The organism is Macellibacteroides sp. (genome assembly GCF_050251695.1).
GTDB classification, from domain to species: Bacteria; Bacteroidota; Bacteroidia; order Bacteroidales; family Tannerellaceae; genus Macellibacteroides; species Macellibacteroides fermentans.
Window position 1 is genome coordinate 1 of sequence record NZ_JBFWMI010000009.1, and the last position, 17868, is coordinate 17868.

At 43.5% G+C, this 17868-nt stretch carries 15 protein-coding genes; 10 read left to right on the plus strand and 5 right to left on the minus strand.

All coding sequences use genetic code 11. The annotated features are described in order from the left end of the window. The 3 genes from AB7E53_RS02555 to AB7E53_RS02565 form a co-directional block, all read right to left on the minus strand. On the minus strand, nt 1–745 hold a 745-nt coding region (locus tag AB7E53_RS02555), incomplete at its 3' end, for a DUF3108 domain-containing protein (RefSeq protein ID WP_446774006.1). Further along, nucleotides 690–2597: an Ig-like domain-containing domain gene (locus tag AB7E53_RS02560; protein ID WP_446771600.1), complete on the minus strand. Its 1908-nt coding sequence runs from the start codon at nt 2595–2597 to the stop codon at nt 690–692. The genes AB7E53_RS02560 and AB7E53_RS02555, both read right to left, overlap by 56 nt. Before the next feature lie 107 nt (nt 2598–2704). Next, the gene (locus AB7E53_RS02565; RefSeq protein ID WP_446774008.1) at nt 2705–3970 is read right to left on the minus strand and encodes a DUF2851 family protein; all 1266 of its coding nucleotides are present in this window, start codon (nt 3968–3970) and stop codon (nt 2705–2707) included. Nucleotides 3971–4077: 107 nt separating this feature from the next. Between AB7E53_RS02565 and dapB the strand changes: the two genes are divergently transcribed. From dapB to AB7E53_RS02585, 4 genes are read left to right on the plus strand one after another with little or no spacing between them, the layout of a single operon-like run. After that, a complete protein-coding gene (gene dapB / locus AB7E53_RS02570) occupies nt 4078–4794 on the plus strand; it encodes a 4-hydroxy-tetrahydrodipicolinate reductase (protein ID WP_068181333.1) in 717 nt (238 codons plus the stop codon). Between the two features lie 15 nt (nt 4795–4809). Next, the gene (gene lepB / locus AB7E53_RS02575) at nt 4810–6210 is read left to right on the plus strand and encodes a signal peptidase I (protein WP_371689808.1); all 1401 of its coding nucleotides are present in this window, start codon (nt 4810–4812) and stop codon (nt 6208–6210) included. A 5-nt stretch (nt 6211–6215) separates the two neighbouring features. Next, entirely contained in the window at nt 6216–7076 is an 861-nt protein-coding gene (gene lepB / locus AB7E53_RS02580) for a signal peptidase I (protein WP_446771598.1), read from the plus strand. Further along, nucleotides 7076–7699, plus strand: a complete 624-nt coding sequence (locus AB7E53_RS02585) for a WbqC family protein (RefSeq protein WP_446774010.1) — start codon at nt 7076–7078, stop codon at nt 7697–7699. The genes lepB (AB7E53_RS02580) and AB7E53_RS02585 overlap by 1 nt, the downstream gene beginning before the upstream one ends. Before the next feature lie 24 nt (nt 7700–7723). On the opposite strand, the gene AB7E53_RS02590 is transcribed toward AB7E53_RS02585, so the two are convergent. Further along, entirely contained in the window at nt 7724–9967 is a 2244-nt protein-coding gene (locus AB7E53_RS02590; RefSeq protein WP_446774012.1) for an anion permease, read from the minus strand. 178 nt (nt 9968–10145) lie between these two features. Between AB7E53_RS02590 and AB7E53_RS02595 the strand changes: the two genes are divergently transcribed. The 4 genes from AB7E53_RS02595 (at nt 10146) to AB7E53_RS02610 (ending at nt 14936) form a co-directional block, all read left to right on the plus strand. After that, nucleotides 10146–11999: an endonuclease/exonuclease/phosphatase family protein gene (locus AB7E53_RS02595; RefSeq protein ID WP_446774014.1), complete on the plus strand. Its 1854-nt coding sequence runs from the start codon at nt 10146–10148 to the stop codon at nt 11997–11999. A 140-nt stretch (nt 12000–12139) separates the two neighbouring features. Then, nucleotides 12140–12793, plus strand: a complete 654-nt coding sequence (locus tag AB7E53_RS02600) for an ABC transporter ATP-binding protein (RefSeq protein ID WP_446773947.1) — start codon at nt 12140–12142, stop codon at nt 12791–12793. A 17-nt stretch (nt 12794–12810) separates the two neighbouring features. Next, nucleotides 12811–14175, plus strand: coding sequence for a sodium-dependent transporter (locus AB7E53_RS02605; RefSeq protein WP_421468487.1), 1365 nt, complete (start codon nt 12811–12813; stop codon nt 14173–14175). Nucleotides 14176–14219: 44 nt separating this feature from the next. Beyond that, complete coding sequence (locus AB7E53_RS02610; protein ID WP_446774016.1) at nt 14220–14936, plus strand: ComEA family DNA-binding protein; 717 nt, start codon at nt 14220–14222, stop codon at nt 14934–14936. Nucleotides 14937–14955: 19 nt separating this feature from the next. Here AB7E53_RS02610 and AB7E53_RS02615 read toward each other — a convergent pair whose 3' ends face one another. Beyond that, nucleotides 14956–16185, minus strand: coding sequence for a M16 family metallopeptidase (locus tag AB7E53_RS02615; RefSeq protein ID WP_079682314.1), 1230 nt, complete (start codon nt 16183–16185; stop codon nt 14956–14958). Between the two features lie 96 nt (nt 16186–16281). Here AB7E53_RS02615 and AB7E53_RS02620 point away from each other — a divergent pair, with 96 nt between their 5' ends. Continuing rightward, on the plus strand, nt 16282–16893 hold the full coding sequence (locus tag AB7E53_RS02620) for an SIS domain-containing protein (protein WP_079682313.1): 612 nt from the start codon (nt 16282–16284) through the stop codon (nt 16891–16893). 24 nt (nt 16894–16917) lie between these two features. Beyond that, the gene (locus AB7E53_RS02625; protein WP_179399892.1) at nt 16918–17847 is read left to right on the plus strand and encodes a carbohydrate kinase family protein; all 930 of its coding nucleotides are present in this window, start codon (nt 16918–16920) and stop codon (nt 17845–17847) included. Nucleotides 17848–17868 lie beyond the last annotated feature (21 nt).

Sequence of the window (17868 nt, forward strand, 5' to 3'; positions counted from 1 at the left end):
TGGTCTCCGTAAAGGCTTCGTCAAAGATATCCATATAGAAGCGTTTCGTCTTGAACTTCACATTGTCGCCATGCTCTACGATACTCTGACCCGCATACCGGAAGCGCACATTTACACGGTCGCGTCCAACGGCAATACGGAATGGAATCACATCTCCCACCCGCATAGCCGAAATATCGTGTGTACGGAGGAAGAGTGTGGCACCCAGCATATCGGTCATACAACCTTCGCTCACAAGGACAGTATCTATTTTAGTCTTCTCCAGATTATAGCGATGGGAACGCACCCGTGTAAGTCCTTCGTTGTAAGTGAATTTGAGGTCGTCCACCAGGTATTTGCCTCCTTCGCTTACGCGTTTCTCACTACGTAATAGTTGCATATCTTTCGAATAGTGGCAGTCGATGGTATCGCGCATTTTGAAGATATGGTCGAACATGGAGGTGGTTTTAAAAAGCAGCCGGTAACGATAGGCTGCTCCGTTCTGGCCGTTACCGTTTCTTGGGCCGTTGACGGCGTTATCGATCAACAGCTCCACGTTGCCTGCTTTAGGCATAATAAGTCCCCACTTAAAATACACATCCATCTGCAGGCGTTCGCCCGGAAGAAAGGCATTGTTTTCCATTACACACTGTCCCTTTGCACCTGCCAGGGGAAGTGCAAGAAGGGTTATGAGAAGCCAAAGGAATGCGTTAGAAAGGCATACCGGGCATTGAATTGTTTCCTGATGACGATTGTCTTCCTTCATTTTTGTAATCTCTCTTCTTTTTAGTAGCCTCCTTGGGCTTGTTCTTGGTTATTTCAAGCGGTTTCTGCCTGATCAGAGGTGTAGCTGTTACATCCCAGGTTTCCTCCACATCAAAATTTTGCATCACCGTAAAGAATCCGGGATAATAGTACACCGGTTCGGGCTGACGTTTTTCCGCAAAATTACCCGGGTCCCATTCGTCGTTATTGTTCAAATCCAGAATGATTCGGGCATAATATTTATCGGGTTTCAGGTCCATAAACAGTACTCCACCCTCCCTTACCGGCGCTTTACGCACCGGCTGATCGCTTGCATTGAGCAATTGGACAAAAGCGGTGGTGTCTACACCCGGCAGGTTAATATAAAGATTTCCGTAATCTTCCTGCTTCTTTATGGTAAACTGGGTGGATAACACGTTGTTCCACTTTCCGTACAGGCTGTATATAGTGGCCGAATCCGCCTCAAGACGGTAGGTTTCGCCGTACTTCCAGTCGCGGTCTATAAAGAATCCGAGCGCATTGGTGCTGTCGGGGATAAAATTAAAGTCCACCTCCTGCCACAGGGTGTCTACCTTCCGGTCCAGATAGAAGGCCTCCTTCTTTATGTTCAGCACCGGTTCGTCAAACACCACAGAAACGGTATCAAACACATCCATGGAGGAAGGAGCGTCTACATTCATACCCAGAAATACGATAGGTTCTGGTTCGCCCTTCTTTCTTTTTTTCTTTACTTCCGGTCGTTTACGCAACACCATCTGCAAGGTATCGGTCTGCGGTCTCAGCACATTGAGGGAGTCGCTCTTGAGATAATCCAGGGCTACACGGATTGTATCCTGCTTCCACAGAAGCGAATCGGTAAGCCAATAATGTACTGCCTTGTTTTCTTCTGCCTTTTGGGCTACATACCATTTATCCTGCACTGCCTCGGCTTGCAGCAGCCTTGGCGCGGGTATAGAATCGATCTGAGCATTGAAGCGTATGGTAAACCGATTGTCTTGAGTCCGTTCCGATTTAGTGAGGTATTGTCTTTCGAATTTTTCCTTAGACAGAAGCAATAATACGTCGTCGGGCATAAAGCGGGTGTAGTTTACTACCTTGATGGAATCTACCGTGACCGAATCTTTCCAAACGGTATCATTGCGCGAGGTAAACTGGAACGTGGGAGTATAGAGTGAATCGGCAAAGGCCATCTCCTCTCCCGGCTGATCAAATCTGTAATCGCGGTTTATATCGTTCAACCCGAATATATGATAGCTTCCGGTAGCTATGTTGCGGATCGTGAATTTGCCCTTATCGTTGGTACGCGAGATACGTTCGAAGGGGAGTTTTCTGAAAGCGGAGTCGGCCTGGTTGCTATGTAAACCGATGGTTATACCCGGCATCGGCTCCAGATTTTCTGCATTCAGAAGGGTTCCCGAAACCTCAAGCGAATCTATCACATTACCCGTTGAGAATGCAAACGAGAAATTTTCGAATACATTTTTCTCATTATTGTCGGCAATGGAATTGGTAAAGTCGATTGTATAGGTGGTATTAGGCTTGAGCGTATCTTTAAGTTCTACCACAGCTTTCCGTCCCCTGGCCTGTATAACCGGCAACATACGTTGCGGAGGTGTTACAATCACATTCTCCATCGGATTCTCTATCTGGATAAGTTCGTCGAATTCTATTTCGACTTTATTGCCTTTGAAATTGGTTTGATTAGGCAAAGGAGTGCTGGCGATGAAACGGGGCGGCTTCTCGTCGTACGGACCACCGTTGGGTGATGCCATATTCGCACACGAATACATTACCACGAGCAAAAAAATGCCAATCAGTGCAAGAATGCTATTTCTAATAAATTGTGGGTTCATTGACTCAGTCTTTTATGCAATGGGACAAAAGTACAAAGATATGCCGACAGATAAAGCATTTAAACACCTTTTAATCAAATCGCTTTAGCTGAAAAACTGCGAATAGCCTATAATTGCTTTAACAACCGGAATCCGATGCGGCAATACATACACTTTTTTGCTTCGCAATAGCACCGCTTTAGCTGGATGAGTGCCTGACTGTCGCAGGCGCTATTTACCCGTATGCCCGCTGTTGCAAAGGCGGATACAATATGGTTTCGCTCCGCCGGAATGCTTTCCAGCAGCCGAAGAGCCCTTTCGTTGTATTCGGGGCGGTTGTTCACCACTCCGTAGGCGAAGAACAGAGGCACTACCGTATTGATGAGTACGATGTTAAGGGCATTCTCGCCCAACGGTTTCTCCTGTTTAGGCGATACATGCCGGAAATGATAGTGGGTTTCCCAGTAATCGGACGGCAGTACACGGAAGCAGTTTTTAAGTTCGCGGGGAGTACCGGCCTCCAGCATTACAGAAAACAGGGTATCGTGCTGCATCCAAATGGCTGCAAGTTGGGCCAGCTTAAGATGGGGGAAGTAATTGGGACGGATACGCAGGTTCTTAAACAGGCTTTCGTCCAGTGGGGTGAGTTGGTATTTGTGCCTCAGAAACTGATATTCGCGTCGAAGCAGTTTGTAATGGTAGCAATCGATATCGGTCTCTTCCAGCATACCGGCTTGTCCGAACAACAGTGACTCAACCTGTGTAATGCTGATGCGCTGTTTACGGATGATCCGGAACGGCAGACTGCGGGCCAGGCGTTCGAAGGCATCGCTGTTTACACCAAACCCGAAATTGCGTGAGAGCAGAATGTAAAAAACCTCGTTCCAATCCTGTTTATAAAACTCCAGCAGCTTGAGAATATCCTGCATTTTCCGTTCCAGCCGTTCACTCAGCAGGGCCTCCATCCACGAAGTGATGTGCAGGGGTTCTATTTCCGGCAAACGGGCAAGACAAGGGATGGCGATGTCTCTTCGAAGGAGGTATTCGAGTCTTGCTTCAATATTATCCGGGTAGGTTATCTCCAACTGAGGAATAACGACCCCATTGGTACGATAAACCTCGGTATCGGCATTAGTTACCACATGCAGGATAACAGAATCATAGGCTTTGTCGGTATGATGTTTATGGGTTTTCCAGTCGGACGACCGGGTATGTATTTCGATGCTTCCCGCCCAAAGGGTAGCTCCTATCTTGATTTTAGCATTAAAGAAGTCGGGACCTGCGTTGCTGTTCCGGATACCGGCGTCTATTACGGTCACCTGCTCTCCGGTGGTAGTGGTTAAGTGGGGCTGATAAAGTTTAAAAATCCATACATAATGTAATAATTGTTCCATTTTCTCAAAGGTTAAGATTAACAACACAAATCTAATTGATTTTCTTTATATTTGCAGTCAAAAGGTTAACTTATTCAACCAACGTATTATTTTACAATATATAAGTCATGAAGATAGCGCTTATCGGTTACGGAAAGATGGGAAAAACCATCGAAAAGATTGCATTGGAAAGAGGACACGAGATTGTTTCGGTTATCGATGTCTCTAATCCGGAAGATTTCAACTCAGCTGCATTCAAAAGTGCCGATGTGGCTATAGAGTTCACTGTTCCGTCTACAGCTTTGAGCAATTATATGAAATGTTTTGAAGCCAACGTTCCGGTGGTTTCGGGTACAACCGGGTGGTTGGACCGGATGGACGAGGTAAAAGAAAAATGCGAGAAAGAGGGAAAAACCTTCTTTTACGCATCCAACTACAGCATTGGCGTAAACATCTTTTTTGCTGTAAACAGTTACCTGGCCAGAATAATGAATAACTTTCCCTCGTACAACGTACGAATGACGGAAACACATCATATCCACAAACTGGACGCCCCAAGCGGTACAGCCATCACGCTGGCGGAAGGTATCCTGGAGCAGGTGGACCGCAAAGAGCGTTGGGTACTGGAGACGGAAGAAAAGCCGACCGACCTGGCCATCCATGCCATTCGCGAAGGTGAGGTTCCGGGTATTCATGAAATTATTTACGACTCTGAAGCAGATTACATAAGTATCAAGCATGATGCCAAAAGCCGTGCGGGTTTTGCCCTTGGTGCAGTGGTTGCAGCCGAATTCACCGCAGGAAAAAAGGGTTTTCTGGGAATGAAGGATCTCTTTAAATTTTAATCTGAAACATATCAAATGAAAACATTTGCAAAAAAACAATGGATCAAGTTCGGCATATGGGCTGCCTTGTACATTTTATTTGCCATCTGGATGGAAAACCTCTGGCTTTTAGTGGGACTTGTGGTGCTGGCAGATATTTTTCTGACCAAATACATTCCCTGGGGTGCCTGGAAAAAAACCGAGAACAAGACACTGCGTTCGGTAGTGGAATGGGTGGACGACATTTTGTTTGCCCTCATCGCGGTATACTTCATTAACCTGTTTGTTTTCCAGAACTACCAGATTCCCACCTCTTCGCTTGAGAAGTCTTTATTAGTGGGTGATTACCTGTTTGTAAGCAAACTGAGCTACGGACCTCGTGTACCTAATACACCCCTCTCCTTCCCTCTGGTGCAGAATACCTTCCCGATACTGAACTGCAAGTCGTACCTGGACTGGCCCGAATGGGGTTACAAACGGGTGAAAGGTACCGGAGTGGTAAAGCGGAACGACATCGTTGTATTCAATTTCCCTGCAGGTGATACAGTGGCTATCAAACAACAGAACCCCGATTACTACTCGTTGCTTGAAATGTACGGCCGCGAACGGATTATGTTGGATAAGGAATTTTTTGGGGAAGTGATTTATCGTCCGGTCGACAAAAGAGAAAACTATGTAAAACGTTGTATCGGTATGCCGGGCGACAGCCTGGAAGTACGGAACAATGTGGTTTACATTGACGGAAAAAAGGCGGTAGAGCCCGAAGATATGCAGCTCAATTATTATGTGCAGACTAACGGTACTCCTATTACCGAGGAGCAATTCCGGTTGATGGAGGTGAGCAAAGCCGACCGTATGTTGGTAAGTGACAGTGGATCTTCGCAAGGATTGCTTCCCTTCCTGGGTTTTGCACCGAAAGAAAACGGACAATACAACCCGGTTTATCGCATGCCATTAACCAAGAAGGCCCTTGCCATTGCTAAAAAGCTGGGATTTGTTGAAAAGGTTGTGGTGGAGCCGGATGCCCTGGGCGGACCGATGTATTACCCATCGAACTATAAGACAGGATGGACACGCGACAACTACGGGCCGATCTGGATTCCGAATAAAGGAGCTACCATCGAACTTAATGAACGCAACCTGGCTATCTACAGCCGTTGCATTAAGAATTACGAAAACAATACGCTGGAAGTAAATGGAAATCAGGTTCTGATTAACGGAAAACCGGCCACAACCTATACGTTTAAATACGACTATTACTTTATGATGGGAGATAACCGCCACAATTCGGCCGACTCCCGTTCGTGGGGTTTCGTTCCGGAGGATCATATTGTTGGAAAACCTATTCTGATCTGGCTTTCGCTTGACAAGGACAGGAGTTTGTTTGATGGCGGCATCCGCTGGAACCGGATGTTCCGTATGGTTCACGCAGATTAATTTATATGAACGGTAAACGGATTGGAATAACGATTGCAAAAATAGGAGGAGGAGCTTTGCTTCTCCTCGCTGTTGTTTTAGGGATACGCCGGTACTGTATCGAGTCTCTGCGTATTTCGACCAATGCCATGGAGCAGGCCATTCTTTCGGGTGATTATGTATTGGTAAACAAACTCCCTACAGAAGCCAATCCCGGCAGAAACCGGGTTATTCTTTTTAAAAGTCCCCTCCGTCGGGATTCGGTTGCCGCTCCGTTATTTGTAAGCCGCCTTATCGGTATGCCGGGCGATACGGTAACGGTTGAAGAGAATCTCTTTATGATAAATGGAAAGCAGCTGCCCAAAGCACCTACCACCATGGCTACCTATTTTGTGAGCAAGGAGCTGGAGGGTATTATCAGAAGTCTGGCCAATAAGCTGGCAATCCCTTTACGGGAATGGAAAAGTGAGACTTTCGGTTTTACATTCACAATTACAACCCTCGAAGAGTATAAACTAAGGGAGGAGCTGCCCGATGGTGCCAACAAGCATTTTGTTCAGGAACCTGCCGAAGAATACAGCATCATCGTACCTAAGAAAGGGATAGCATACCGGATTAATGAAACCTCACTCAAGGCATGCCGTGAAATTTTGCTTCATGAAACCAATGGCAAAGCGGTATTCCGGGATAATAAACTCTTCCTGGATGGAAGGGAAACCAACTTTTTCTACTTCAAACACGATTATTACTGGGTGCTTTCCGATCATGCAAAGTATGCCGTGGATTCGCGTCATCTGGGTTTTATACCAGACAATCTTATCCTTGGTAACGTTTGGTTCTGCTGGAAAAGCAACGACCCCGAACGCATGTTTAAAACAATTGATTAATGAAGCCAGCCTATATTTCGACGGCCTATCTGGGTCCGGTACAACAATACAGTAAAATGTTCCATTTTCCGGAGGTACGAATAGAAACATCCGAGAATTACCTGAAGCAAAGCTACCGGAACCGGTGTATCATAGCCGGAGCAAACGGTCTGCTTCCCCTCTCCGTCCCCATTGTGAAGCCGGATACGCTTAAATGTCTGACTAAAGACATCCGTATTTCCGATCATGGAAATTGGCGTCACCTACATTGGAACGCCATTGTCTCGGCCTATAATTCGACCCCTTTCTTTGAGTATTACGAAGACGATTTTGCGCCGTTTTATGAAAAGAAATATGAGTTTTTGTTCGACTTTAATGAAGAACTTCGGATGCTGATCTGTCAACTGCTGGATATCCAGCCTCAGATACAGTATACCACATCTTTTGAAGCGGATGTGGAAAACGACTTCAGATGGATAAGTCCGAAGCAGGATATAGCCGATCCCTCCTTTCTGTTAAAACCCTATTACCAGGTTTTCCAGGATAAGCATGGCTTCCTGCCCAACCTCAGCATAATAGACCTCCTCTTTAATACAGGAAACGAAGGAATTCTCATTTTGAGAGATTCCTTCGTTTCCGAATAATTCTATAATGTAAAGCCGGAAGAATTATTCCATCTGGAACTTCCGGCTCACCTTAATCAGGTTTGAGGTGAAGGATACTACGTTTTGAGTTTCCTGAATCATATTGAGGTATACCATACTAACCTTGGTACTGCCCGACTGTCCCTGGATACGTTTCAGCTCATTCTTTTTAAGCTGAGTAAGTGCATTTGAAATGGATACAGCTTTTTCTACAAGCTGATCAAATGCTGTATAGTCGTTTCGTTTGATTTCAAGCATACAACGGGAGATGAATGTAATCACCTCATCGGCCATTTTGCCGAATTCATCTTTCTGTGCATCGTTTAATGGCTTGAAATTATTGTCGATGTGATCCTTGCAAGGCTCGGTCATACGACGTAGACTAAACACAATCTCGCTGGCAAAATCGTTACCCTGGTAATAATAGAGTCCTTTCTCTACCGCAATGGCTCTATCCAATTGTGTAACACCCAGCGTACCGATTCGCTTTACCTGACGGAGGTGGAACTTCTGTTCTTCAATAGCAGCCAGTACCTTACGTAGGTCGCGCAGGTTTTCATTCATAAAACCATGAACCGATTTATCAAACTTTTCGCCGGCAAAGACAAGTACCGATTCTAGTTCATTGCGTGTATGTTCGCGGAACAACACCAAAGCTTCTGAGCTATCATTTGTGTTCATGAGTTGCTTTACAGTAGGACTGACTGTTTGTTTATTTGACTTTTTACGGAAAGCAAGGTGACTTCTTACAAGCGAATAAGTCGCTAAACCAATTAATGCTACAATAGCAGCAGTACCTCCGAAATAGATAATAGTTGCAACCAAAAAACATATTACAAAAGCAGCACCTGCTGTGATAAACCAACCACCAATAACAGAAAGAACACCTGTTATTCGGTAAACAGCACTTTCACGTCCCCAGGCACGGTCAGCTAAAGAGGTCCCCATTGCAACCATAAAGGTAACATAGGTAGTTGATAATGGTAATTTAAGTGATGTACCCAAAGCTATAAGTAGGCCCGCAAGAACGAGATTTACAGATGCCCTTATCAAGTCGAATGCAGCACCATTTTCCAAAATAATCTCATCTTGGTTAAAACGAGTATCCATCCATTGTTTAATATTTTCGGGAACCACACTCATAAGTGTTGTGGCCATATTACTTGAAGTACGAACCAAAACCCGGGCTACGGGAGAAGTCCCAAATGCTTCCTCTCCATCACTCTGTCGAGAAAGGTCAAGAGACGTCTTTACCACATTCTGCGCTTTCTTGGAAGTAAGTAATGCAATTACCATTACTAAGCCAGCAGCAATTAAAAAATACCAGGGAGTTTTAGCAGGTCCCAGCAAAGACGTCATAAGCAATGCTTCCGGATCAATAGATCCCCCATAGGAAGTAAAATCGAGATAAGCGGAGAATCCGGCCAATGGAACGCCGATAAAATTAACTAAATCATTCCCGGCAAAAGCAAGTGCAAGGGCAAATGTTCCGAGTAGAACAATTATCTTAAATACATTTATTTTTAACCAATGCAGTACTTGCATCAATATTGTAAAACCAATAAAGCAACTCCAGACAATAAATGAAGTATTATTATGAACCCAATCTTTCAGAGCCCCACTCATAAAAGTAGTATCTTTCAAACCTTTTATGAGCATAAAATAAAGGATTGAAGTAGCAGCAATACCTCCAAATACCGCAACGAAATATTTCATCCGGGGTTTGTAATTAAAGGTAAATAAAGTACGGGAGAGAAATTGAACTACCGTCCCAAAGAAAAAAGCAATAGCTACGGAAACAAAGATTGCCAAAATAACGGTTAGCGCTTTGTCTGTATTGAGCAAGTCTCCAAACTGCAGGGCTCCATCAGTGTTTATAATTTTGATGATTGCAAGAGCTACAGTTCCGCCTAATAGTTCAAACACCAATGAAACCGTAGTGGAAGTAGGCATTCCAAGAGAATTAAAAATATCAAGCAGCACGACATCGGTCAACATCACTGCCAACAGAATACACATGATCTCAGAAAAATAGAAATACTGAGGTTGATAAATACCATGCCTCGCCACCTCCATCATTCCATTGGAAAGAGTTGCTCCTGCAAAAATACCTACAGCAGCAATAATCATAATTGTTTTGAAAGATGCAGCTTTTGATCCGAGAGCCGAATTAAGAAAGTTCACAGCATCATTACTAACGCCGACAGACAGATCAAAAATTGCTAATACAAAAAGGAAAATAACAATGAATAAATAGAATGTTTCCATGAAATATTTTTTAAACTGCGGCAAAGATAGATACAGGCATTTTAACATGTGTTACAACCATATTACAATGATGTTACATACGAAATATATATTACAATTTGAATACATCCCTTATATTAACAAGATTATCATATATTTGCAGTAATTTACATACTGTATTAATCTTAGTTTTAAAATTATGAAAACGTGTTTGCTTTCTCTTTTACTGCTCCTTTCTTATTGTTTTACATCCGTGGCACAGTCCGTACTTCCTAAAGAAGATAATTCTATCCGGATCTTATCGTACAATGTTAGAAATGGGAAAGGAATGGACAACACTACCGACTACCAACGGGTAGCGGATGTTATTAACCGTATAGCACCAGACGTAGTCGCCGTGCAGGAACTGGACAGTGTTACTCAGCGTAATAATGGTGTTTATAGTCTGGGTGAATTGGCACAACGGACCTTGATGCATGCAACTTATGCTGGATCAATAGACTATCAGGGAGGAAAATATGGCATCGGCATGCTTTCTAAAGAGAAACCTATAAGCTATAAACGCGTACCCCTTCCCGGCAGAGAGGAAAAACGCTCGTTGCTGTTGGTTGAGTTCGCCGATTATGTGGTTTGTTGCACCCATTTTTCTCTTACGGAAGAGGATCAGCAGGCCTCGGTGGAAATACTTGTTACGGCTCTGGAAGGTATACGTAAGCCTGTCTTTCTGGCTGGAGACATGAATTCCGAATACGACTCGCAGGTTCAGGCTGCCATGCGAAAAAACTTCACAACGTTGAATAATCCAAAACAGTTCACCTTTCCATCGGATAAACCCAAAGAATGTATCGACTTTATATATCAGCTTACTAATGGCAAGAGTTGTACCGTGCTGAATAGACAGGTAATTGCAGAGCCTGTGGCATCAGACCATCTTCCGCTTTTTGTTGACATCCGTTTTCCTGCTAAAGCATCGGATATTTTGAAAACAACTCCTTTCCTGCAAAATCCGGTCGGTAATGGAATTACTGTATCGTGGATGACAAATGTTCCTACGCACAGCTGGGTGGAATACGGAACAGACGCCAAGCTGGGGTTGACGCAGCAGACTGTTGTTGACGGACAGGTGATTGCAAATAATAAGCATCACAAGATTCGTCTGAATAACTTGAAACCTGGAATTACCTATTATTACCGTGTCTGCTCGCGTGAAATTACTTTATACGAGGCTTACAAAAAGGAATTTGGAGAAACTGCTTACTCCGAAATTCAATCGTTCACTCTTCCCCGAAATACAGAAAGTGATTTTACGGCACTTATCTTTAATGACCTTCATAAAAACAAAGATCTAATGGATAAGTTGAGTAATGTGGTGAAGGATATTGATTACGACTTTGTATTCTTTAACGGCGACTGCATTGACGATCCGAAGAATGAAGCACAGGCTGTAGATTTTATCTCCTATATAAACAGAAAGGTTAAAGCCGACAGGTTGCCGGTTTTTTTCCTCCGCGGCAATCACGAAATCCGGAATGCATACTCCATTCAGCTGCGTAACCTGTTTGACTATGTGGGTGACCGTACTTATGGGGCATTCAACTGGGGGGATACCCGTTTCGTAATGCTGGATTGCGGAGAAGATAAGCCAGATTCAACATCGGTTTATTACAATCTGAACAATTTTGACGAACTTAGAAAAGACCAGGCGGCGTTTCTACAGACCGAATTGGCGGGTAAGGCATTCCGAAGTGCTGCTAAAAGGGTCTTGATTCATCATATTCCGATTTATGGAATGAAAGAAGAGCGCTTTAACCCATGTCTTGAATTATGGGGAAAAGCATTGACCAAAGCTCCATTCAACGTGGCCATCAATGCGCATATGCATCGTTTTGCATGGTATCCCAAAGGTGCGGCCGACAATAATTTCCCGGTAGTGGTAGGCGGAGGTAATAATGCTTCCACCGGAACCGTTATGATTCTCCGCAAAAAAGGGAGTGAGCTTTCGCTTGAAGTACTGGACGCTGCGGGCAAAGTATTACGAAAAGAGATACTGTAACTGCAAAGTATTAAGCATAATATACAAATGATAATGTACAGAATATAATAGCATCCATGTAACAGATTTATTTGGATTTATGCTTACTTTTGTAATCTAAAAAGGAATAAGAGGCTTCAATTGGGTAGCTTATATAGACTATGATACAAACAGAGCAGATATTTAAGAGCTTCGGTCCCCTTACAGTTCTAAAGGGGATCGATCTTTCTATAAAACCAGGGGAAATCGTTTCCATTGTAGGTCCAAGCGGTGCGGGGAAGACTACCTTACTGCAAATTATCGGGACATTGGATTCTCCCGACTCGGGGAAACTGACCATTAATGGCGTAGAGACCAGCAAACTGAAAGAAAAGGAGTTGGCTGCTTTCCGAAACCGGAACATTGGTTTTGTTTTTCAGTTTCACCAGTTGCTACCCGAGTTTACTGCACTCGAAAATGTAATGATCCCGGCACTTATTGGAAAGGTAAAAGCCGGTGATGCAGAGAAAAAGGCCAAAGAGATGCTCGATTTTCTTAAGCTTTCGGATCGGATGACACATAAGCCGGCCGAACTCTCCGGAGGCGAAAAGCAACGGGTTGCCGTAGCAAGGGCGTTAATCAATCATCCGTCAGTGATCCTGGCTGATGAACCTTCGGGAAGCCTGGATTCGCACAACAAGGGGGAGCTGCATCAGCTTTTCTTTGAACTGAGAAAGGAATTTAATCAAACATTTGTGATCGTTACTCACGACGAGCAATTGGCAGCTAATACGGATCGGGTGATTCATCTGATTGACGGAGTAATTCAACATTAATAAGACCTATCATTGATATGACCCAACAAAACAGAGCTACTTTTGGCAGTAAATTAGGCGTTATAATGGCAACCGTTGGTTGTGCCGTAGGTTTAGGAAATATATGGCGATTTCCATATATGATAGGACAAAATGGTGGAGCCGCATTTCTTGCCATTTACATCATTTGTATCATTTTGCTTGGATTACCGGTAATGCTCTCGGAGTTCTTTATTGGCCGATACACAAGAAAAAATGCAGCTGGGGCATTTAAGGTGCTTGCTCCCGGGACCAAATGGTCGTTAATCGGATACAACGGTGTGCTGGCTTCGTTTCTGATTCTCGGTTTTTATTCGGTCGTGGCAGGATGGACTTTGGAATATATAATGCAGGCTGTTACAGGATCATTAAGTGATAAGGCTCCGGAAGCATTTGCACAGGACTTCAAGCTGTTCAGTACCGAAATTTTCCGACCAATCTTATGGACCGTAACTTTTATCGGACTCACTCATTTTATTGTTGTCTCTGGGGTTAAGGAGGGTATTGAACGCACATCCAAAGTAATGATGCCCATTCTTTTCTTAATATTACTAGCTTTATGTATCCGTTCGGTAACGTTACCCAATGCTTCTGAAGGTCTTTATTTCCTGTTTAAGCCCGATTTCAGCAAGATAACTTCGGCTGTAGTATTAAGTGCTATGGGACAGGCATTCTTTTCATTAAGCATCGGAATGGGGTGTCTCATTACCTATTCATCTTATTTCTCGAAAGATACCAAAATGCAAATTACAGCTTTACAGGTAACCATTCTGGATACACTAGTGGCTGTAATGGCTGGTATTATGATTTTTCCTGCTGTATTTAGCTTTGGGATCGCCCCAACTGCCGGCCCGGAACTTGTATTTATTACCTTGCCCAATGTATTTCAGCAACTTCCCATGGGAGCAATCTGGTCGCTTGTTTTCTTCTTACTTCTTGCCTTGGCAGCCCTAACCTCAACGATATCACTTCATGAAGTGGCCACTGCCTATGTTCACGAAGAGTACCAGATAACACGGACAAAGGCTGCATGGTTTGTGTCCGGAGGCGTAATGGTGTTAGGGATTCTTAGCTCATTGTCGATCGGCATCTGGAAAGAATATACTTTATTCGGACTTACCTTTTTCGATTTACTGGATTATTTAACTGCGAAAATAATGCTACCTTTTGGAGGGATGCTTATTTGTATCTATTTAGGGAACAGGGTAGACAGGAAAATTTTGAAGGAAGAATTAACCAACAAAGGCACAGTTCCTTTTTATTTCTTCAATACGTATGCATTTTTTATGAAATACATTGCCCCGATTGCCATCGGAATGATTTTCCTGAATGAACTCGGAATCATTCAATGGCTGATGGGATAGTGGATCCTTTTATTCAATAATCAAAACCTATCTATTTACTTTATATGTGGAAAGACTATTTGTATTTTTCTAAAGGAGAAAGGAGAGCCTTGCTTATTTTAGTGGGGTTGCTCTCCGTATCACTGGGGTTGCTGATCTTTACAGACAGCCCCGGGACCGAAATCGAAGAGCCGCCCTATTCGAAGCAGCCGATGAGCTATGAAACAAGCAAGCAGCAGGACAAACCAGACCTATCTGACCCAATGAAAGCGGCAGACTCCCCAAATTCAACCCCGCAGGTCCGTTATCCGAAACAGTATAAATCTTATGTGGCTGACAAACCGGGAAAATATGAAAATAAGCAGCAGAAATATCCCTTGGGCACAGTTGTCGATTTAAACAAGGCAGACACAAGTGAGCTTAAATGCATTCCAGGCATAGGCAGTACCTACGCAACGCGTATAGTAAAGTTTCGTAACTTACTGGGAGGATTTTACTCCGTAGCACAGCTTAAAGAAGTATATGGCATTAACGAAGAAAAGTTTGACACCCTGAAAGAGTGGTTTACTGTTAACGAAAATACACTTAAACAACTGTTGGTGAATCAACTCCCGGAAGACTCGATACGCAAGCATCCCTATATTGATTACCGGCAAGCAAAAGTATTAGTCCGCTTACGAAAGAAAATCGGGAAGCTATCCGGCTGGGATAATTTACTGTTGTTGGAAGAATTTACAGAAGCCGACAAGTCCAGACTTACCCCCTATCTTTCGTTCGATTAAATGCCAATTATTCCAACATTTAACTTTTGGGAGCATATATAAGGCTGAACGACTGGGCCGGATCAAATACCTCATTGGCTACTGCCAGCATCTGTTCTGCAGTAATCTTATCAATCCGTTGGAATACTTCAGGCAAGGTGTCGTATCGGTTGTAATGAAGAAAACTTTTCCCAAGTCCCAGGAAGGTGCCCTCCTTATTATCACTGGAAACGCCTAATTGTCCCACCAGCTGCTTCTTAGCCGAAGCAAGTTGGGATGTAGTCAGTTTGTTATTGCGTAAACGCTGAATTTCCTGGTTTACCAGCCGGATACTCTTCTCCATATTTTTGGGGTCGGTCCCAAAATAGATGTTATACAGGCCAGTGTCGGTGTAAGTGGTCACATTTGATTCAACATTGTAAACCAACCCATGCTTTTCCCTCAGCACCACATTAAGACGGCTGTTCATTCCCGGTCCGCCCAACAGATTGTTTAGCAGAAACAAGATTGTACGACGGTCGTCGTACATACTGTACGATCTCCCCCCCATTAATACATGTGCCTGATAGGTATCTTTATGAATTTGCCTGCTTACCGGCAGATACGATTGAGGAGCAATTCTTTTTTTCTCGGAAGATAGATGAGTAAGCTTACCCAGCTCCTCTTCGGCCATTTTAACGATACGTGAAAACTTTGTCCTGCCCATTGAGAAAAACACCATTGAATCTGCCGTATAAAAACGTTCCACAAATGAACGTCCGGTTTCAGAGGTAAAACGAGTCAGTGATGCTTCGTCTCCAAGTATGTTATGCCCCAAGGCATGGTTCTCGAACAAAAGATTCTCAAACTCATCAAAAATCAATTCAGACGGATTATCCTTATATGAATTAATTTCATCCAAAATTACATCTACCTCCTTCTCTATTTCTTGTTTAGGGAATTGTGAATGCTGGATAAGATCGGTTATAAGTTCGAACGCCCTGCCGTAATGCTCTTCCATAAAAACAGAATACACAAAGGTCTCCTCCTTCGTTGTGTAAGCATTCAGCTCTCCTCCCACATTCTCCATCCGGTTTAAAATATGCCAGGATTTACGCTTAAGCGTACCTTTAAAAAGCATATGTTCAACAAAATGGGCCATTCCAAACTCGTCGGCACTTTCATCCCTTGTACCGGCATTGATGGCAAGGCCACAATACGAAACAGGAGATTCTACGGGAAGATGGACGATCCGGAGACCATTGGAAAGGACATGAGACAAGTAATTCATATTTTTTCTTCACTTTATAATAGCAGGCAAAATTAAAATAAATACTTTTGCAAATCGATTGATTTTGGTAATATTGTAAAAAATAAGAAAGTAACTATGGTAATTGAAGATATTTCGTCTATCCTGAGACAGGAAGCAGAAGCAGTGCTTAACATCCCGGTGGTAGCCGAATATAATGAAGCTGTAACACTGATTGTGGAGTATGTACATAACCGGAATGGAAAGCTGATAACCAGCGGAATGGGTAAAGCCGGACAAATCGCCTCCAATTTGGCAACTACTTTCAGTTCAACAGGAACACCAGCTTTCTTTTTGCATCCAAGTGAGGCTCAGCACGGCGATTTGGGAATTGTTCGCGACAATGACATTATGTTGCTTATATCCAATTCGGGAAAGACAAGAGAATTGATTGAACTTACGAGACTTACCCTTGGTCTGGCTCCGGACATGAAATTTATTGTTATTACAAGCGATCCGGACAGTCCTCTTGGGAAAGAAGCCACCATCTGCCTGCCAACAGGGGCACCTAAGGAAGTTTGTCCTCTGGGACTTACACCCACAACTTCAACTACGGTAATGACGGTTATAGGCGATATTCTGGTTGTGAATACAATGAAAAGAATCAATTTCAGCAACAAGGACTATGCCAAGCGTCACCATGGAGGGTATCTGGGATCTAAATCCCGCGAGCAGAGTCTGAAAGAATAGTATTCAGATCCATATAGTAACACTATGAGAAAGGTAATTGGAATCGGAGAAACCATCCTCGATATTATTTTCAAAGAAAATCAACCCTACAAAGCCGTTCCCGGTGGTTCTGTATTTAATGGGTTGATCTCTCTTAGCCGTCTGGATATACCTGTTTCATTCATCAGCGAAATTGGGAATGATCATGTAGGAGACATTATTGCTGATTTTCTGAAAGAAAACAAGATTTCCACCGATTATGTAGACCGGTTTCCCGATGGTAAAAGTCCGGTTTCCCTGGCCTTTCTTGATAATGACAACAATGCGAACTATATCTTTTACAAAGATTATCCTAAGCAACGTCTGGACGTGCCGCTACCTCGCATCAACGAAGATGATATTTTTGTTTTCGGATCTTACTATGCGCTCAATCCGGTACTAAGAGAACGTATGGTCGAATTTCTGCAATATGCCAAAGAAAGAAAAGCGATTATCTATTATGATCCTAACTTTCGCAAAGCACATGCACACGAAGCCATCAGGCTTATACCAACCGTTCTGGACAATCTTGAGTATGCCGATATTGTTCGTGGATCTGACGAAGACTTTCACAACCTATTCAGCAAAACAGAATCAGCACATATCTATGAAGAACATATAAAGTTCTACTGCCATGATTTTATAACCACACATGGTCCTCAGGGAGTCAATCTGTTTACGGACCGTTTCAGCCATCATTTTGACTCGAAACCAGTCGTGCCGGTAAGCACAATCGGTGCCGGGGATAATTTCAATGCTGGAATCATCTACGGCTTACTTAAATATGACATACGACATCAGGATTTAAAAACACTCGACAAAGAGACCTGGAGTAAAATAATCGGCTGCGGAATAGACCTGTCGACCGAGGTATGCCAAAGTTATAACAATTACATTTCGAGGGAATTTGCGCATAGCTATACCCAACAGTCTTAAATATCTTTAACCCCAGCACTA